This window comes from Flexithrix dorotheae DSM 6795, from assembly GCF_000379765.1.
Taxonomy (GTDB): domain Bacteria; phylum Bacteroidota; class Bacteroidia; order Cytophagales; family Flammeovirgaceae; genus Flexithrix; species Flexithrix dorotheae.
Map to the genome: position 1 here is coordinate 293,002 of NZ_KB903454.1, position 20,275 is coordinate 313,276.

General features: G+C 35.2%; 16 protein-coding genes. 7 read left to right on the forward strand and 9 right to left on the reverse strand.

Annotation, left to right across the window (positions count from 1 at the left end; genetic code table 11):
• Positions 1–73: 73 nt before the first annotated feature.
• From A3EM_RS46175 to A3EM_RS0123380, 4 genes are all read right to left on the reverse strand, one after another.
• Positions 74–547, reverse strand: a complete 474-nt coding sequence (locus tag A3EM_RS46175) for a YqiA/YcfP family alpha/beta fold hydrolase (RefSeq protein WP_020530680.1) — start codon at positions 545–547, stop codon at positions 74–76.
• A 163-nt stretch (positions 548–710) separates the two neighbouring features.
• Entirely contained in the window at positions 711–1,937 is a 1,227-nt protein-coding gene (locus A3EM_RS43475) for a sulfite oxidase (RefSeq protein ID WP_157638047.1), read from the reverse strand.
• 104 nt (positions 1,938–2,041) lie between these two features.
• Entirely contained in the window at positions 2,042–2,851 is an 810-nt protein-coding gene (locus A3EM_RS0123375; RefSeq protein WP_020530682.1) for a M48 family metallopeptidase, read from the reverse strand.
• Between the two features lie 272 nt (positions 2,852–3,123).
• Entirely contained in the window at positions 3,124–3,663 is a 540-nt protein-coding gene (locus A3EM_RS0123380) for a thioredoxin family protein (RefSeq protein ID WP_020530683.1), read from the reverse strand.
• 110 nt (positions 3,664–3,773) lie between these two features.
• Between A3EM_RS0123380 and A3EM_RS0123385 the strand changes: the two genes are divergently transcribed.
• Positions 3,774–4,280: an LEA type 2 family protein gene (locus tag A3EM_RS0123385; protein ID WP_020530684.1), complete on the forward strand. Its 507-nt coding sequence runs from the start codon at positions 3,774–3,776 to the stop codon at positions 4,278–4,280.
• Between the two features lie 30 nt (positions 4,281–4,310).
• Here A3EM_RS0123385 and A3EM_RS0123390 read toward each other — a convergent pair whose 3' ends face one another.
• Complete coding sequence (locus A3EM_RS0123390; RefSeq protein WP_020530685.1) at positions 4,311–5,345, reverse strand: hypothetical protein; 1,035 nt, start codon at positions 5,343–5,345, stop codon at positions 4,311–4,313.
• Between the two features lie 204 nt (positions 5,346–5,549).
• Here A3EM_RS0123390 and A3EM_RS0123395 point away from each other — a divergent pair, with 204 nt between their 5' ends.
• From A3EM_RS0123395 to A3EM_RS0123410, 4 genes are all read left to right on the forward strand, one after another.
• Complete coding sequence (locus A3EM_RS0123395) at positions 5,550–6,659, forward strand: glycoside hydrolase family 26 protein (protein ID WP_020530686.1); 1,110 nt, start codon at positions 5,550–5,552, stop codon at positions 6,657–6,659.
• A 107-nt stretch (positions 6,660–6,766) separates the two neighbouring features.
• Positions 6,767–8,632, forward strand: coding sequence for a sodium:solute symporter family protein (locus A3EM_RS0123400; RefSeq protein ID WP_020530687.1), 1,866 nt, complete (start codon positions 6,767–6,769; stop codon positions 8,630–8,632).
• Between the two features lie 69 nt (positions 8,633–8,701).
• Positions 8,702–9,895, forward strand: a complete 1,194-nt coding sequence (locus A3EM_RS0123405) for a glycoside hydrolase family 130 protein (RefSeq protein ID WP_020530688.1) — start codon at positions 8,702–8,704, stop codon at positions 9,893–9,895.
• Between the two features lie 121 nt (positions 9,896–10,016).
• The gene (locus A3EM_RS0123410) at positions 10,017–11,198 is read left to right on the forward strand and encodes an AGE family epimerase/isomerase (protein WP_020530689.1); all 1,182 of its coding nucleotides are present in this window, start codon (positions 10,017–10,019) and stop codon (positions 11,196–11,198) included.
• On the opposite strand, the gene A3EM_RS0123415 is transcribed toward A3EM_RS0123410, so the two are convergent.
• Both A3EM_RS0123415 and tilS read right to left on the reverse strand, forming a co-directional pair.
• Positions 11,195–11,716, reverse strand: coding sequence for a cyclic nucleotide-binding domain-containing protein (locus A3EM_RS0123415; RefSeq protein WP_020530690.1), 522 nt, complete (start codon positions 11,714–11,716; stop codon positions 11,195–11,197). The two genes, A3EM_RS0123410 and A3EM_RS0123415, sit on opposite strands and share 4 nt — an antisense overlap.
• Before the next feature lie 142 nt (positions 11,717–11,858).
• The gene (tilS, locus tag A3EM_RS0123420) at positions 11,859–13,193 is read right to left on the reverse strand and encodes a tRNA lysidine(34) synthetase TilS (protein WP_020530691.1); all 1,335 of its coding nucleotides are present in this window, start codon (positions 13,191–13,193) and stop codon (positions 11,859–11,861) included.
• Positions 13,194–13,419: 226 nt separating this feature from the next.
• Here tilS and A3EM_RS0123425 point away from each other — a divergent pair, with 226 nt between their 5' ends.
• Positions 13,420–15,051 (forward strand): OstA-like protein, encoded by a 1,632-nt coding sequence (locus A3EM_RS0123425; protein ID WP_169513399.1) that lies wholly within the window; start codon positions 13,420–13,422, stop codon positions 15,049–15,051.
• 630 nt (positions 15,052–15,681) lie between these two features.
• On the opposite strand, the gene lepA is transcribed toward A3EM_RS0123425, so the two are convergent.
• Together lepA and A3EM_RS0123440 are read right to left on the reverse strand one after the other, a co-directional pair.
• Complete coding sequence (gene lepA, locus A3EM_RS0123435; RefSeq protein ID WP_020530694.1) at positions 15,682–17,469, reverse strand: translation elongation factor 4; 1,788 nt, start codon at positions 17,467–17,469, stop codon at positions 15,682–15,684.
• Between the two features lie 176 nt (positions 17,470–17,645).
• Complete coding sequence (locus A3EM_RS0123440; protein ID WP_157638049.1) at positions 17,646–19,094, reverse strand: ArnT family glycosyltransferase; 1,449 nt, start codon at positions 19,092–19,094, stop codon at positions 17,646–17,648.
• A gap of 278 nt (positions 19,095–19,372) precedes the next feature.
• Here A3EM_RS0123440 and A3EM_RS0123445 point away from each other — a divergent pair, with 278 nt between their 5' ends.
• Positions 19,373–20,275: a universal stress protein gene (locus A3EM_RS0123445; protein ID WP_020530696.1), complete on the forward strand. Its 903-nt coding sequence runs from the start codon at positions 19,373–19,375 to the stop codon at positions 20,273–20,275.

Here is a 20,275-nt window from a genome sequence, read left to right on the forward strand (position 1 = left end):
GCTAACAAAAAAGCCCGGAAAAATTTCCAGGCTCAAAAAATATCTTATCAGGTTTAATTTTCTAATTCAAAGGCTATAACCCTGCCCATCCCATCATTTCATCAAAAGTTTCCAGGTCTACCTGATGGCCAAGCCATTCGCAAGTTATCAATTTCACATTTTCTTTTGTTGAAAAATAATCAATATTCAGGTTAGTAGGGATAGTTTCATCATTAGCACCAAGTACCACCTTACTACTTATGATAGGACTTTCACTAATATTATGACTCATTACTTTTACAGATCGGAAAGGCATTGCAGGATTAAAGAGTAATTGATCAATTCCTAACTCATGTCCGAGCCAATATCCATAATATCCTCCTACAGAAGCTCCAATAATGAAATCAATGTTGGAACTATCTGCATAATCATGAATGTGATCGTAAGCATCCGCCTTTTTTCTATAATCAATTTCCAAAGCAAAGGGCTTATGACCTTTTTCTCGAATAACCTCCAATTTACTTTCGTCCAGACCTCCGTCCAGGCCGTGTAGATAAAGTATATTCATTGTTTGTCTAGTTTAGTTTTTTAACAAATCAAGAACGGCAGGCCCTTTGAATAATTATAATTCGATATTGGATTTAGAAGGATTTGTTAACGAATTAGTTCATTCAAACCTTTGCTCACTTCCCAGACAAACTGAATAAAAAACTGATAATTTTAATATAAAATCAAATCACTTTTACGGCAATTCTATGGCAGGCATTGTTTAAATATCCTCTTGGATTCCATCCTGGAACTACCATTGGTTGCATTTTTCCATTAGAATCTGTGGCTTTTGCCCAAACTTCATAATAACCTTTTTTAGGAAAACTCACCTCTGCATTCCAATGCTGCCATGCCAATCTGTTTACAGGTTTTGATAGGGCACATTTCACCCAGGAAGCTCCAAAATCAATAGATACATGCATTTCAGATACTTCTAAATCACCAGCCCAGGCGTGTCCTCTCAAACTCAAACTTGTCTGCCCTTCAGAAAGTACAGCTCCAGATTTTGGATAAGTTATAATTGATTTGACAGGCATAGATTCAATTATACACATATCTTCTTCTAATACATCCGTTCCAGGAGCTACTGTTTCGCAGGGCACTTTATAGGAAAAACCAGTCATTTTGGGTCCATCATGTACTTTGTTTCTAACAACAATTTTAGACAGCCATTTTCCTGAAGTTGATGCAGGCCAGCCTCCAAAAATCAAACGCAAAGGATATCCATTCATTAATGGAAGATCTTCATCATTTAAAGCCCAGGCAATAAGAGCTTCATCTTCCATAGCCTTGCTTATAGGAACTCCTCTTGAAATCACCACTTTTGAAGGATCCCCACTTAGGTGGACGTCTTTTCCATAATATCCAATATACACCGCATCACTTTTCAACCCGACATCTGTCAAAACATCCTTCAGCCGAATACCTGTCCATTTAGGGCAACCTACCGCTCCGGTAGTCCACTGATTTCCTTTTGCAGGTGGATTAAATTCACTCCTTCCATTTCCTCCGCACTCTAAAGTTAGTTGATAGGAATAATGCTTAAATTTTTGTTTCAATTCATTTAAAGTATACGTTTTTACATTTTTTACAGACTCACCTCCTATCTCCAAAGTCCAAGAGTTTTTATCAATATCTTCAGGAACCTTACCATTATTTCTAACAAATAATTTATCTGCCGGAGTTACCTTTTCGTCCAACAAATGTGCAGGAGTTTCCGCATTCCATGGTTTATCATTTAATATGGATAATCCTGGATGCTTACCAGGTATTGGCTCTTCAGAAAAAACGACAGGCCATACTCCTTTTGGCAAATTATGACCAAATACAATGGGTGCACCAATAGCGATGCCCATTGAAGTTAAGGTTGTTTTCTTTATAAATTGCCTTCTCGTTTTTTTTATTTTCATTTTTCCTGATGAAGTTTGTGTTGTTTAATTTTTCTGGAAACAAACAGCCTGAAATTAAGATCAGGTTGCTTATTCCCAGTCAAAGTTAGTTTTTCTATTATTGATTAATACTTATCCTTATACTTATTGTAAATCTCTGTGGCTTCCGGTAATAAAGCATTTAAATCCTTTATTCTGGTATCGCTGGAAGGGTGGGTAGATAAAAATTCAGGAGGAGCAGCACCACCTGCTGAATCTTTCATTCTTTGCCAAAACTTTGGTGCTTCTGACGGATCGTATCCCGCCATTGAAGAAAAAATCAAACCGATATGGTCAGCTTCAGATTCATGTTGACGAGAAAAAGCCAAAATACCCAGTTGAGACCCCATGCCTACTGAGGCACCAAATATATTTCGAATTTGTGGTGAAGATTCCATTGTGGCCACATCCAGGCCAGTAGCCACTCCCTGAGCCACCATTTGCTGAGACATTCTTTCCGCCCCATGTTCGGCAATAGCATGAGCCACTTCATGCCCCATTACAATCGCTACACCTTTTTCATCCTGACAGGTTGGAAGAATGCCGGTATAAAAAACTACTTTTCCTCCAGGCATACACCAGGCATTAAGCACGTCTTCCTCCACTAAGTTAAACTCCCACTTAAAACCATTTAATTTTGAGGACAAACCCTTTTCAGCCATATAAATTTCCACTGCTTTTTGGATTCTTGCTCCAACCCGTTTTATCATTTCAGCATCCTTTGTGCCTGTTACTACCTTATTCTCCTTTAAAAACTGATCATATTGGGAAAAACTCATAGCCTGCACTTCAGCTGGTGATACAAGCATTACCTGTTTTCTACCTGTTACCGGAACAGTAGAACAACTAAAAACTAATGCACATACAAGCGTCAGGGAAAAAATTATCTTTAACATAATTGAAAGGATTTTCTTTTTAAGATGTAAAAATTAAAGCGAAAAAATGAATTGAAGCCAGTTTTTCAATTCCATCCAAAAAATATTTTTGGCAAGGCAAATATAAAATTAATAATTTTTGAGATTCAATCTAAACTGTGAAATTTATTATTTTCTCGTCAGATAAATTCGCAATTGATTTGAGCCAATCTTACCTAATAAGATTAATTTCAATTCAGCCCAAACAAAAAAAGCTCCCTAAAGGAGCCTTATTTTTTCAATGGCTTTATTTTCTAGAAAGGGGATTGATAAGTTTTTGAAAATTGTTCCCAGGTAACTTCTTTAGAAGTTCCTTCCGCCATATATTTCAATATGGGATGAAGGTTTTCAGGTTTTTGGTACCCGGGAATTGGATATACCCATTCCAACTCTTCCTGAATAAAAACCACAGTTGGGTAACTTAATTTCTGATTTAATAAAGCTACCGCCAATTCATGATATCCTCTTCTTCCTGAAGCTACATATTTAAATACCTGGCCTTTGAATTCAACATCCTCCTTTTGTTCCGCATTAAACTTTACTGCGTAATAATTTTCTGATATATACTTGGCAATTACTGGATTGTTAAAAGTATTCGCATCCATTTTTTTACACCAACCGCACCAATCGGTATAAACATCCACAAATATTTTTCTTGGCTCCTTTTTAGATCTTTCTACCGCTTCTTCAATGGTCAGCCACTCAATTTCCACAGGATCCTCCATGGGAGGTTGGGGAAAAGAAAAGGATAAAGAAATAAATATTACCAGTATTCCCAAAAGATTTTTTTTCATAACAAGTGTTCAAAAAAATTAATAGATTAATTTCGTAAGGAAGTTTAGAGTAAAATCCAATTTTGAATAACTTAATAAACTTTCCATTTAATTAAAAAAACAATTAACTAATGAATTTATTACCCTCATCAAGTTGGATAACAATTGGTAAAATATTTATAGTTCCATTTGTTATCCTGACTCTGGCTACTTCCTGTTTCAATTATGAAGATCCCGAATTCAAATATGTGAAAAATATTGTGCTTACAAAATTTGATGGTGATGAAATTGAAATACAGGCGGATGCCGTACTATACAATCCCAATAAAGTTGCTATTACTTTAACAGAAATTGACCTTGCGGTGGAGGTTAATGAAATAAAGGTAAACAGAGTGCACCAACTGAAGAAAACTAAAGTAAAAGGGAAAAAAGATTTTGTGGTCCCTATCTCTATTTCCTTTCCCACAGAGAAATTATTCAGCAATTTTTTAACTGCCATTACTTATGCCACCAGCAACAAAAAAGTAGAGGTAAAGTATAACGGAATGATAAAATTTAAAACAGCAGGATTAACATTTAAAGTACCGGTGGATTATGTAGGAGCCTTACAATTGACAAGTGGAAGTAGTAAAGATTAGGGAAAACATCCACCCTAATCTTTTTTATTATCAATAAATTTCCTCATCCTTCCTTTTGATATATCCATTAAAATGTACTATCAAATAAAATACACAAACAATGGAAAAACCTAAAATTGCATTGTATGTTACATTATCTAAAAGAAAAGCTCTCCTATTCACTTTGACCTCGCTAAAGCTATTAATAAATTCGAATTTTTCAATTAAATCCAAAGATCTACTCACTTCTTCTAATTGCATATAATACTGATAATCAGTAGAATATACACCTAAAGGATTATTAACCACATCTTTTTTTTCCGTATTTAAAGAAACCTCCAATGTTGATTTATTAGGTAATATTGCATCATTTACCAACTTATCTTTAATAATTGATTTCAGACTATCAATGCTTGCTAATTGATTTTCAATTTTACTTTTTCTTTCCAGCATTAAATTTTTTTCTACCTTAAATTTTTTCTCAATTATAGGGTTATTGGAAAAATAATATTTTAAACCTTGCTCCAATATTTTAAGATCAAAGTTTTCTGCCTTTGTTGCACTTTTCCCCCCTTTTATAGAAGCGGTTAACACAAATGTATCAGAATATTTTTCAGAGGCGACCTTTAGTGAATCCAACTTTTTTATATCTCCATATCTTTCAAAAGTCTGATAATAGGTATCAAAAGTAGAAATAGAAAAACCATTTAAGGGTTTTACAACCTCAATATCCACATTTAATAAATTAGCCAACAATTCATAATTATTTTCCTTGCAATAATTGGAAAGTCTGTCAATTTCATTGATAAAAAAATATCCTTTTAAATATTTTGACTCTACCACCGCAGTAGTTTCATAAGTTGGTTTGGAAGAATAAAACAGGTACAAACCATAGGCTCCACCAATAATTGTCCCTATCAATAAAAACTTAAACCGTAATAGGATAAATCGTCTAAGATGAATTATTGCTTTTAAAAAAAAGTTTATTAAACCATTAAAAAGATTTGAAATTCCCTTACCTATACTTTGAAATAATTCGGAAATACTTATTTCATCCTCAGGGTATTTTTGCGAATTGGAGTCCATTGATATAAATTAAAAAATTGAGGCTGCAATAATACTACAATCTTTTATTTTATGGTAACACGACTGGTTTTTTAGGTATAAAATTTCATTTTTTCCTGCAATGAAAGTCATTTGACAAAAGCATCTTAATAGCATTTTAATTAAAATATTGTAATTTAAGCCTTGACGGTATTTTGCTAAAATTAATCCTAAATTGATCTAAATATGAAATGGAAATTCCAACCTATCAATATTTTATTATTCAGCTTTTTCTGTTTTCCATCGATGGGGCAATTAAAACTTGTAGATACTAAGGCTACTAAACAAACCAAAGCGCTTTACACCAATTTACATTATCTTTCAAAAAAGGCAGTTTTGTTTGGTCATCAGGATGATTTGGCTTATGGAATTGGATGGAAAAATGAACCCGGCCGATCGGATATTAAAGAAGTCTGTGGTGATTATCCGGCAGTGTATGGGTGGGAATTAAGCAAAATAGGAGCTCCTATGAATATTGACTCGGTTGATTTTAAAAATATGATTGAGTGGATAAAAGAAAGTTACCAAAGAGGTGGAATCAATACCATAAGCTGGCATTTGGATAATTTGAAAACTGGGGGGAATTCCTGGGACAATACCCCTTCCGTGAAGGAAATTCTTCCTGGAGGATCTGCACACCAGCTTTATTTAGATAAGCTAGACTTATTTGTTGATTTTATCAAAAAATTAAAAGTACGGGGCCAGAAGATACCCATATTATTTCGTCCTTTTCATGAACATACAGGGAACTGGTTTTGGTGGGGTGCTAAACATTGTTCACCGGAGGAATATATTGCCCTTTGGCAATTTACTGTAAAATATTTACGAGACGAAAATAAGCTGCACAACCTTATTTATGTCTATGCTACGGATGTATTTAAAAACAAGGAACACTACCTTGAGCGTTATCCCGGTGATGATTTTGTAGATGTTCTTGCTTATGATGATTACCACCATATTAAATCAAAAAAAGGGACAGACAAATTAGCCGAAAGATTAACCATGCTTGTGGAAATGGCAGAGGAAAGAGGAAAGTTTGCAGCACTTTCAGAAACCGGCCTTGAAACAGTTTCTATTGAAAACTGGTGGACTGATATTTTACTAGACGGAATCCAAAAAAGCGAAACAGGGAGCCAAATTGCCTATGTGATGGTATGGAGAAATGGCTATCCTGGCCACTATTATGCTCCTTACCCTGGCCATAAATGTGCACCAGATTTTGTAAAATTTAAACAAAGTCCTTTTACACTATTCGAAAGTGATTTACCCAACATGTATAAAATGCCTAAATTATAAGGTTTTTAATTCATTACTTTTTGAGGGTTCTTAGCAAAACCAGTGTTCTATTATAGAAGACACTTCAATTACCAACTATCTAATTAACTGAACTAATAAATAGGAAAATGAAATTAAATTTAATTGATGCATTAATTATCCTGGGGTATTTATCCCTTACCATTATCATAGGCCTCCTGCTAAAAAAGCGTGCCCAGCTTAACAAAAAATCTTATTTACTTGGTGGAAATAACCTCCCTTGGTATTTACTCGGGCTATCAAATGCCTCAGGAATGTTTGATATTTCTGGAACAATGTGGCTGGTGACCATTCTTTTTGTATATGGAATTAAAAGTGTGTGGCTTCCATGGCTTTGGCCCGTTTTCAATCAGATTTTTTTGATGGTTTTCCTTTCAAAATGGTTGAGAAGATCTAATGTAACAACCGGTGCAGAGTGGATTGGAACAAGGTTTGGGTTTGGCTTAGGAGCAAAATTATCCCATACAATTGTAGTAGTTTTTGCATTAATTTTAGGACTTGGCTACCTGGCATACGGATTCATTGGATTAGGTAAATTTGTAGAAATATTTATTCCCTGGGAAGTAGTTTCTCCGTATTTTCCCTTTGAAGTCCAACCAGAGTATGTGGCTCATGTTTACGGAATCGTATTTACCTGCTTTGCTATCTTTTATTCCCTTCTTGGTGGTATGTTAAGTATTGTCTGGGCAGATGTTGTACAATACATCATTATGACCATTTCCGCTTTAGTTATTGGAATTATTGCCATGAATGCCATGGCCACGCACGAGCTTCAGGTTCCTGAAGGCTGGCTTACACCATTTTTCGGCTGGGAGCTCAATATGGACTGGACCGGAATTATCTCAGAGGTAAATACCAAAATTGAAAGCGATGGCTTTTCTCTTTTCTCAGTATTGATGATGATGATGATCTTAAAAGGTGTATTGGTAAGCTTGGCAGGCCCTGCTCCTACTTATGATATGCAAAAGATTTTATCCTCTAAATCGTCAAGAGAAGCAGCATTGATGAGTGGCTCTGTATCATTTATACTTATGCCAATCAGATATTTCATGATTGCAGGATTTGGCATACTAGGTCTGCTATTTTACGATCAATTGGATTTAATGGTGGGTGGACAAGTGGATTTTGAACAAATTTTACCCTCTGCAATAAGTCAGTTTGTACCTGTTGGCTTTCTCGGACTTTTACTAGCCGGGCTTCTTGCTGCTTTTATGTCCACATTTGCCGGAACTTTGAATGCTACCCAGGCCTACATCGTAAATGATATTTATTTGAAATACATCAATAAAGAAGCCTCCAATACCAAAATTCGGTCAATTAATTATACCGCGGGTTTGGTAATGGTAGTCATTAGTATTGTTTTTGGATTTTTTGCCAAAGATGTCAATAGTGTTTTACAATGGATAGTTTCCGGTTTATACGGAAGTTATGTAGCCGCTAATGTGCTCAAATGGTATTGGTGGCGATTTAATGGCTATGGTTTTTTCTGGGGAATGGTAGGAGGGCTCATCCCTGCACTTTCATTTAGTTATATTTTCCCAAATACATTAGAACTTTATTTGTTCCCACTTATGCTTTTAATTTCCACCATTGGCTGTATAGCAGGTACTTATTCAGCCCCTGCAGTAAAAGAGGAAATCCTTATGAAATTTTACAAAAACGTAAAGCCCTGGGGCTTTTGGGGACCTATTCATAAAAAAGTCGTTGCGCAAGATCCTGCATTTGAAAGAAATAAAGAATTCAAAATGGATATGTTTAATGTGGTAATTGGAATAATATGGCAAACATCTCTTGTCATCCTGCCAATTTACATAGTATTATTGGAAATTATTCCTGCCTTGATTTCCCTTTCCATTGCAGTAATTACCTCATTTATTTTAAAGAAAACCTGGTATGATCAGCTGCCTAAGGATGAAACTAAAAATGTCAATTCAATGGAGACAGTAACTACCTAAAATTTAAAAGGTAAAATATTTCAAACCATTTTAAATCTGAAAATTAAATTAATATATAATCAATAGAAGATGACAAAGGAAGCTTTCGATAAAAATCTGAACCAATTATTAACAGATCATGAAGCATTTTTAGCCGTTAGAAACGAAAAGGTGGAAAAGGGAAATGGCATTTATGACAGGTATATAAATCCTATTTTAACGAATGATCATGCCCCTATTTTCTGGCGGTATGACCTCGATTATAACTCCAATCCATATTTAATGGAAAGAATCGGGGTAAACGCAACTTTTAATGCAGGTGCAATCGAATTAAATGGAAAGTTTTTATTGGTGGTCCGGGTGGAAGGAGTAGATAGAAAATCATTTTTTGCAGTGGCTGAAAGCGATAACGGTATTGATAATTTCCGATTCTGGGATTATCCCATTACCATGCCTGAAACTTCTGAACCAGACACTAATGTATATGACATGCGGGTAGTAAAACACGAAGATGGATGGATATATGGTCTATTTTGCACTGAAAGAAAAGATCCAAATGCCAAACCAGGTGATACATCCTCTGCAGTGGCTCAATGCGGAATTGCCAGAACTAAAGACATGGTTAAATGGGATAGATTACCGGATTTGATTACTTATTCGGGGCAACAACGAAATGTGGTTTTGCACCCTGAGTTTATAAATGGAAAATATGCCCTTTATACCCGCCCTCAGGATGGTTTCATAGATACCGGTTCTGGGGGAGGAATAGGATTTGGATTTACCGATTCTATGGAAAAGGCTGAAGTAAAAGAAGAGGTGATTGTGGATAATAAGTTGTATCATACCATAAAAGAAGTAAAAAATGGACAGGGGCCTGCTCCAATCAAAACCCAAAAAGGCTGGCTTCATCTGGCTCATGGAGTAAGAAATACGGCTGCTGGTTTGCGTTATGTTTTATACATGTTTATGACGAGCCTTGAAGATCCGGCAAAAGTAATTCATGCACCAGCCGGGCATTTTATTGCACCTAAAGGAATTGAAAGAATTGGTGATGTTTCAAATGTGGTTTTCGTGAATGGCTGGATTTCCAAAGAAAATGGAGATGTATTCATATATTACGCCTCATCAGATACCAGAATGCATGTGGTTACTACAACTGTTGATAAATTACTGGACTATGTAATGAATACCCCAGAAGATGAATTACGATCAGCAGCAAGTGTGGAAACACGAAATAAATTAATTGCTAAAAACCTGGAAATTCTGAATAAGGCCAAAAATTAAGGTTATATTAAATCAGGAATTAAAATTAAAGTCATCATTTTTCTATGGTGGCTTTTTTCTTTGTTTTTAGGTGGTAACTTTATGAGCAAATGAATTTTGTCTAAAAAATTATAATCCATAAATGGAAAGCCTGCTAACTCAAGCTAAAACCGAATTAACTGAAAAAATCCTGCCTTACTGGATGGATAAAATGACTGACTTTGAAAATGGTGGATTTTATGGAAGAATCACAGGTGAAAATGAATTGATTAAAGAAGCACCAAAGGCAATAATCCTTAATACCAGAATTCTTTGGACTTTTTCGGAGGCTTACAATATTTTGCAGGATGAAGCGTATTTTGCCACTGCCCAGCGCGCCTATGATTACTTATTAAAACATTTTATTGATCGGAAAAAGGGGGGAGTTTTCTGGAACCTGGATTATATGGGAAACCCTATCGATACAAAAAAACAAATCTATGCCCAGGCTTTTTCCATTTATGCACTGTCCGCATATTACAATGCAACTCAGGAAGACGAAGCGCTCTATTTAGCTCAGGAATTATTTGGATTGATTGAAAAATATAGCTTCGATCCCATTCAGAATGGATACCTGGAAGCTTTTGACAAAAACTGGAATTTATTAGAAGACTTAAGATTAAGCGACAAAGATGCCAATGAGAAGAAGACTATGAATACGCATCTTCATATTCTGGAAGCTTATACAACGCTTCATCAGGTTTGGGATGACAGTAATTTGAAAATTAAGCTGGAAAATCTCATTGATTTATTCCTTAGTAAAATCCTGAACCAGGATTCCATGCACTTTCAGTTATTTTTTGATGAATTCTGGAACTTAAAATCTGATACGATTTCTTTTGGTCATGACATTGAAGGCAGTTGGTTATTACATGAGGCTGCCGAATCCCTTGGAAATGAAAAAATTCTCAAAGAGGTTAAACAAATTGCTTTAAAAATGACGGATAAAAACATCGCGGAAGGATTGGATGAGGACCATGGGTTATTTAATGAACTGGATGGAACCGGACATTTAGATACAGACAAACACTGGTGGCCTCAGACTGAGGCAGTAGTTGGATATATCAATGCATATCAAATTTCGAAGGATAAATCTTATTTGAATTTGGCCACGCAAACCTGGGAATTCATTAGTAATAAGATCATTGATCAATCCAATGGAGAATGGCATTTTCGGGTAAATAAAGCAGGAAAACCTTATCTGGAGGAAGATAAAGCAGGCCCCTGGAAATGCCCTTATCACAATGGAAGGGCTTGTTTGGAAATTATAAAAAGACTAGGTTAGATATTTCTGTAGGCCCTACCCAAATCAAAGAAACCAAAAGACTCCTGATAGGCCCTGAAAAGATTAAGATTAAACTTATTGTAAAACTCCACCATGGCAGTCATCATTTTGGCTCTAATGATGATATGGCTGTCGAAAATTTCCAGTATATTATTGGTGGCGATCACATAAATATCAGCTGTATCTGAACTACAGACAGCATTATTAATTCTTAAACTCCCTTCAATTAAAGCGTTATCCCCAAAGGATTCAGCTACACCCAGGGTGGTCAAATCCTCAAACTTATCTTCAATATCCAGATTCAATGTTACTTCACCAGATTTAATGATGTATAAAGCCTGAGCCGGGTCATTTCTAAAAAAAATCACCTCATTACGTTTGTAAGTTCTTAAATGCATAAATGGCAGAAACTCAGCCAATTCTCTTTCTTCAAGGCTTTCAAACAGGAAATTTTTTTGCAAAAACCTGAATAGAAGTTTGTCTGTATAGGAATATGTCTTTTTTAAAGGATTGAACATATAAAGTAATAGGTAAAAAATTAATGTATTGGAAATCACCTGGTTGATCAGGCTCTAAATCTAATCAATTATCTAAAAATACCTGATTTCTTCGATTTATTTTTATTGCGATTTGTATCCCAATATACATAAAGGGCTAAAATTAGGAAACGGGCTTTAACCTGATTTGGGTTATCTGTTTTGTCTCTTCGGTAATTTTAAAACGATTATCCATTCTCTCTCCTAGAACCCAGATGATTTTTCCTTCCGATTCGATAACCATCACTTCATTTTTCCGGTGTATGGGCATTTTTATATCAATCAGGAAATCACTTAATTTTTTCCTGTTTTTCATACCCAGTGGATAAAAATAATCCCCTGATTTCCAATAGCGAATCTTTAAAGGGAAGGCAAGTAATTCTGCATCAAATTGGGCTAAAAATTTATCCTTTGAAAAACTGGTGTTTTCAGATTTATCTGATCGGGTAAGGCTAAGTTCATACCCGGGAATGGAAATTTCAATGGAATTTTCAGAAATCAATTTTTCAAAACTATTCACTTCCTTTTTCTTCGCAAGTATAAAATACTTCCTATCCCTGATAATCTGATGTGTGATGGAGGAAATAAATTTCCCAGCCTTTTCATGAATTAATTTTTCAATTTGAGTAATTTGCCTGAAATTAAAACTGTAGTTTTTCAAGAGGTAATATAACTTGATAGTTAAGTCAGGGTCTGATTTTAATTTACCTAAAGAAATCCATATTTCATCTCCTTTTTTTTCACATACTTCATTTTTCCAGTTTTCAATTGCCTTAAAAAAGACCGCTTCTACCCCACTCATTTTTTTTAGGGTTTCCTGAAAAGAAACTTCAAGTGAGGGATTTATTTTTTTCAGTTCCGGCATTACTTTATGCCTGATCCTATTCCTTTTATATTTCACAGAAACGTTGGAGCTATCTTCCCGCCATTCAATATCATTCTCCTCTGCATATGCCTTAATTTCTTCCCGGGAAGCAAATAATAAGGGCCTGATCAGGTGATTTGATTTTGGTAAAATCCCATGCATTCCTTCAATCCCGGTTCCTCTGGTAAGATTTAATAAAACAGTTTCCAGTCCGTCATTACAATGGTGGGCAGTCGCCAGAAATTTATAATTTTCCTTTTGCATGAGGTCAATAAACCACTCATACCTCAACTCCCTTGCAGCCATTTGCAGGGAAATGTTTTTTTCTTTTAAGTATACCTCTGTTTCAAATTTTACAGAATAAAAGGGCACCAATAAGTCTTCTGCTGTTTCTTTAACTAATTGCTCATCTCCATCAGAATCTGCTCCTCTGAGTTGAAAATTACAGTGTGCGATTCCAAATGAGACATCCAATTGGTTAAACAAATCAACCAAAACCATGGAATCAATCCCTCCACTTACAGCCAACAAAACTTTATCTTCTGACTGGAATAAATTCTCTGATTGAATAAAATTTTTAAATCGTTCGATCATTATTATAACTTTGGCTGAATTTAAAACAAGGACAAAGTTAAGTGTTTATTTTTTTGACATATTACAATCCTCCATTGTCTCATTTTAAATTTTGTTAAATTAAAACCGCACAGCAGATTTAGGTTTATATTTGAAAAACTTAATCAGACCTGGGAACCATAGAGGAGATTGGGTGTATATTAATAAGTATATGAAGTATTATCTTTTAATATTTTTATTATTTGGAATGGCAAACTTGTCTTTTTCCCAACAAAAAGTTGGAGAAGGGCAAATAGAACTCATTAAGGCGGAAAACCTGGAAGTAAAAAATGGGCTGCGGTACATAAAATCGGGCAAAAACACACCAAGAGTAGTTTTTAAAAGAGATAGCTCCTACCTCTATTGTGATGTGGCTATCCAAAACCCTGAAACAAAATCTGTAAATGCCTATGGTAAAGTGGTAATTGAGGAAGCGAGTGGTGCAGTGATTTCCGCAGATACTCTTCTATATAATAATACTACCAATGTGGCAGAATTTAGAAGTAATGTGGTACTGGTAGATAGTACAACAACCTTAACTACTTCCCAACTTTTTTACGATTTAAATGTAAGTAGCGGATATTACCTGGTGGGAGGAAAAGTACAGGATAATGGAAATGTGCTCACCAGTAAAAAAGGTTATTACCGATCTGCTAATCAATCTATTGCCTTCAAAGGTGATGTGGTTTTGGATGATACCCAAAATGCCAGGACCCTGGAAACAGATACTTTAACTTATTATACGGAAACAAAAGATGCCTTCTTCCATGCCGCCACAAAAATTACCAGTAAGGAAGGTGTTTTAAATGCAGGAAAGGGAAAGTATAATACAGAAACCACCGTCACCACTTTTGAAGAAAATGCCACAGCTGATTCAGAGGATTACATCCTTAAAGGACAGCATATGTTCAGTGACAGGGATAGTGATCAGAATATTGTAAAAGGAGATGTAGAGCTTTACAGTAAAAAGGAATTTGCCACTGCCTATGGAGATCAGTTAATTTATAAGGAGCAATCAGGATGGTCGAAAATTTTTGGAGGAGATGAAAAATACGCCCTCATGAAAAGACCCTTTGGGGAGGAAGACACCCTTTTTCTGGCTGCAGATACCATTTTAACTATTAATGATACCATCAATAATATCAGGCAGCTTCATGCTTACTATGGTGTAAAATTACTTACAGGGCAAATGCAAGGCACTTGCGATTCCCTAGTTTATGATTATAATGATTCCACAATTACTCTGTTCCAGGACCCAATCATGTGGAGTGCTCAAAATCAAATTAAGGCGGAAAATATTAAGGCTTTTTTATCGAATAATAATATTGATTCTCTACATCTGACATCACAGTCATTTATTATTCAAAAAGACACTCTGGAAAATTACAACCAGATAAAGGGACGAAATATGATTGCATATTTCAACAAATCTGACCTTTCGATGCTGGATGTAAACGGCAATTGCCAAACGCTCTATTTTATGCTTGAGGCAGATACAATTACAGTCGGGATGAATAAAGTAGATTGTGGAAAAATGCTCATGACTTTTGGTGATTCAAGCAGGCTGGAAAATATTTCTTTTAATAAATCTGCTGAAGGAAAATTTATCCCTATGCATGAATTGCTCGAACCTGATACCAGATTAAAGGATTTTAGGCTCAGGTTTAATGAGAGGCCGGAAAAAGCAATTATAGTCAGCAGGAAACGGGAGGTTGAAGTACCTGGAGAAGAAGAGGAAAAAAATAATGAGCCCCAAAAAGCCAAACCCTTAAAAGGAGATTTAAACCAGGAAAAAAATCCTAATCAAAACAGGGTTCTTAAAGCAGTAAAGCCAAAGTAGTAATAGGGTAGAATATTGAAAAATTATAAAAGTTGCTAAAACTTATCTTTGGAAGCTTTCGCAACTTTTTTGATTGTATTAATGACTTTTCACCCAAAACTTCAATACTAAAATATAAACAAAGTATGATGAGTTAGCTTTTGTCTATTTTTCCAGTCGATGAAAAATAGACAAAAAAATCTTGCCTTCAAAAAGATTTTCTGAGCAAGTAAGGAAGGTATTTACAATATTTTCCCACTTAGGACTTGAAAAAAAACACCAATATCTGGTAATCTTTCCCACACTAATTTTGAAGGTGGTCTTGCTTATTATAGCATTATCATAAAATGAGTTTTTAGTAATTGATTAGCTAAAAATGTTTCATCCTGCATTGAAGTAGTTTAGTGTGGAACCCATGCTTTTTATTAATTTTCAATATTCGGGGCTAATACTACTTTGGCTTTATTTACCTGTTAGAGCGTGTTTAAAATTTAGGTTTTCAAGCGAAAACGTCCAGTTTTGGGTTCTCACGAAAAAAAGAAAATTTTCGAATAGCAGCGCTATTTGGAAATTTTCTTTTGAAGTGAGGTTTCATAAATGGACGTTTGCAGCGAAACAGTTAAAATTTAAACACGCTCTTGTGCTTTTTCTTTAATCCAATTTTAGCACCGCCATAAATGCCTCTTGAGGTATTTCAACACTTCCCACCTGTTTCATTCGTTTTTTACCCTTTTTCTGTTTCTCCAGAAGTTTCCTTTTCCGGGTAATATCACCACCGTAACATTTCGCCAATACGTTTTTCCGCAAGGCTTTCACAGTTTCTCTGGCAATTACTTTGGTACTAATAGCTGCCTGGATGGCAATTTCAAACTGTTGTCTAGGAATCAGCTCTTTCAGTTTTTCACAAATTCGTTTTCCCCAATCATAAGCTTTATCCCGGTGTACAATTGCAGATAAGGCATCCACTACTTCCCCATTTAGCATTATATCAAGTTTTACCAGTTTTGAAGTCTGGAAACCAGTCAATTCATAATCAAATGAGGCATACCCTCTGGAAATCGTTTTTAACTTATCGTAAAAGTCAAAAACAATTTCAGCCAATGGCATATCAAATTTCAGTTCTACCCTGTCTGCAGTAAGGTAAACTTGGTTTTTTAAAAGCCCTCTTTTATCCATACACAAGGATATCACGGGCCCCACAAAATCCGCTTTAGTAATAATTGAAGCAGCAATAAAGGGTTCCTCCACATAATCCAATAGATTGGAGGCGGGCATTTCCGATGGAGCATTTACTATGATTTTTTCCTTTTTGGTCGTAAATGCCTGATATTGTACAGAAGGAACCGTAGTAACGACTGTCATATCAAATTCTCTTTCCAGCCTTTCCTGTACAATTTCCATGTGTAACATTCCAAGGAATCCACATCTAAAACCAAAGCCCAATGCAGCAGATGTTTCAGGTTCCCAAACCAGCGATGCATCATTTAACTGAAGCTTTTCCATGGAACTTCTCAATTCTTCAAACTCAGTACTGTCCACAGGATAGATCCCCGCAAATACCATTGGTTTTACATCCTCAAAACCTTTAATGGCTTCTTTACATGGTTTTTCTACATGAGTAATTGTATCCCCTACTTTTACCTCCTTGGCTACTTTAATTCCTGAAATCAGGTAACCCACATTTCCCGTAGAAATCGTTTCTAAAGGTTGTTGTTTCAACTTCAAAACCCCGATTTCATCCGCATCATATGTTTTTCGGGTAGCCACAAATTTCACCTTGTCCCCTTTATTAATTTTGCCATTCAATACACGGAAGTAAACTTCAACTCCCCGATAAGGATTAAAAACAGAATCAAAAATCAGGGCTTGTAAGGGTTCCTCAGGGTTGCCTTCAGGAGCGGGAATTCTTTGTACTATTGCATTCAGTATTTCCTTAATTCCAATTCCCTCTTTTGCACTCGCCCGGATGATATCGTCCTTGTCACAACCAATAAGATCCACTATCTGATCGGAAACTTCCTCTGGCATTGCGCTAGGCAAATCTATTTTGTTCATTACAGGGATTATTTCCAAATCCTGATCAATGGCCAGGTATAAATTGGAAATGGTTTGGGCTTCAATTCCTTGCGCGGCATCCACAATTAACAATGCTCCTTCACAAGCCGCAATTGCCCTGGAAACTTCATAAGAAAAATCCACATGACCAGGGGTATCAATCAGGTTTAAAGTAAAAACCTCCCCTTCATACTCATAGTTCATCTGGATGGCATGACTCTTAATAGTAATGCCCCTTTCCCTTTCCAAATCCATATTATCAAGTAACTGGGCCTGCATTTCCCTTTGACTTACAGTTTGCGTAGTCTCCAATAACCGGTCTGCCAGTGTACTTTTCCCATGATCGATATGGGCGATAATACAAAAATTCCTAATGTTCTTCATCCTGCAAATGTACAAATGATTAAGTTAATTTAAACAGATATTATGTCCAGATTTTTTTATTATTTCGTTAAAGATGCTACCAAAAGAAATCCCATGAATTAACATAAAACAAACATCAAATTTTATATTTAAAACAGGTTGAAATTTTTCATTTACTAGAATTTATAAGATGTGCCTTATTCCAGAAAGGAATTATTGTAAATAGTGAAATGTTCATCAGAATAAACTTTTTCCATTGGTAGTTGTTCTACCTCTGTACCAAAAGATTTTTTTAGAATAATAAAGAACCTGCACCCCTCACCTTTCAAACGCAGTAAATAGTCCTTGGATTTTAAATGATTATTGGAAGTAATCCAACCTTTGCGATGTGCCATATAAAGCGGAGTTGGGTAATACCCACAATTAATAGCCACCAAATCTCCCCGAGTTCCCCAATCATCCAATTTAGTTTCCAAAAGCTCCAGTTTTGCCATTTCAGATTTAATTAAAAACTGATGCTGTTGGTTGATAATTCCCTCTAAAGCAATGAAAAACAAAATAATTACACTCACCTTTTTCCGTGGAATGGATGACAAACCATACCCTGCCATAAGAGCCATTACCGGAACAAAGGGAATAATATAATATTCGTGAAAGGCAAAGTTGTATCCTGTTTTTAGAATTATGGGCAAAAGGAATATTGAAACAGAAATATATATATAAATTAAAAGTTTTTCCTTTTTATAAAAACACCAAAACAGTCCGAATAAGAATGAAAAAAAGCCAATATATTTCAGGGCCGTATCATAAAACCGTTTGAAGAATAATCCTAAATTATCGACCAGATCGGAAATAGCCTGTGTAATTGGAACACCCATAAAAAAATGGGAAAATGCATATGTTTCAGTAAGATAGGGATTCCAGTAAAAATACCACCATCCTACCAGACTGGACAAAATAAACCCACCAAAAACCATTGTGATTTTTTTCCTTCTATTCACTTTTTTATCCAAAAAAGGAATTATACAAACTCCAAGTAAACAAATGGCTGAAATTTTTGATAGTACCCCAAGAGTAGCCAACAAAGTAAATAACCCGAAACTAAAAATATTTCCATTTTTATAGAAATATTTTAGACCAAAATATAGACCAATAATGACCAAGGAGGCCGCAAATGTTTCTGGAATAATTTTTCGGGAATAATAAAACCAAACAGAGTTTAGTAAAATAATCCCGGAAAAAAAGGCTGTTTTTTGATTGATATAAATTCTGATAATACGGAAAAAATAAAAAATCCCTAAACTTGAGACCACCAGATTGATGAACCTGCCTGCAAAATGGGAATACCCAAAAATTTTTGACCACAAAAAAATCAGGTAATTGTAGATTGGAAATTCCATCCCGACAATTCCCTCTTTATTTCCGTTAAAATCCAGTCTGGGGTAAAGAATATTAGCATCTATTTCTAAAAAATTTCTGGCAACCATTGTGCCTATACTTTCACGCCAATTGTGAGTAATTTCCAATGGAGGGTTTGTAATTCCAATTAACCGAAGGAAAAAATATAGTAAAATCCAGAATCTGAAATCCTTAAAAATTTTCCATATATTTCCCTTTTGCTTATTATGATCCATAATATAATTCACCTCCAATTTTTTTTATCTTTGGAATAAACCTTCCTGATTAAGGCAAAAATCAAAACATAATTCATTACCATTATGATCTTTGATAATAATCATGGGCAAAAATGACAATTATCATTTAATAATTATGATATTTTTTATTAAATTTATTAAGAGTAATTAATAGCGGTTTTGTCTAAGGGACTAGTCAATTTTTTACTATTCCCAATATGCTCTTTTTAAAGGTCCAACTGTTATTTATGCTACTCCATGATCTTTAACTTAACCAAACAGATACAACTATGCCTAATTTTAAAAGAATCATGGTGGCATTGGATAATACCTATTTTGACCGTGAGGTTATATCCTTCGCAAATTACATCAGTGAATTGGTGTCACCAGAAAAGGTCTATTTTGTGCACATTGATCGGGATCTGGAAGTTCCGGATTACCTGAACCACCAGCAAAGAGAAGATACCGGAGTCCTTATTCCAAAGGATGAGCAATTAAAAATTGATATCCAAAAAGTTGTAAAGCAACATTTTCATAACCATACCCGTGTTTCCATAAAAGTGGAAATTAAAGAAGGTACACCGCTAAAAGAATTACTGCATCTTTCTAAAGTTAAACATACCGATCTGATTATTGTTGGCCATAAAAAATTATCAGATGGAAGTGGAATTACAGCCAACAAATTAGCCAGAGAAGCCGATTGTTCCATTTTGTTTGTTCCGGAAGGCCAGGAGCTTCCTATAAAAAACATGATCGTTCCCTTCGATTTTTCCGGGAATTCAGACCATGCTTTAAAAACCGGATTAACCTTAAACAGAAAGTTGGCAGACAGTGAAATCACCGTAGTTCATGTTTATGATGTTCCTTTGTTTAGTAACTATGAAATAAATGTAAACTATGAGGAAATGGTTAAAAATGTGCTAAATTTCAAAAAGTCCTCATTTAGGGAATATCTTGAAAAACAGGGATTTGAAAATGCTGGAATAAAAGTAAAATTTCTGGCTAATACAAGTGGGAGAACTGTAAAATACATCAATGACTTTATCCTCGAAAACAAACCGGGTTTGGTCATAATTGGAGCGAAAGGGCACTCCAGCTGGGATGCTTTTTTGTTAGGAAGTGTAACAGAAAAATTATTATCGCTCAATGCTATTACCCCAATTTTAGTGGAAAGAAATTATTCACATAATTGA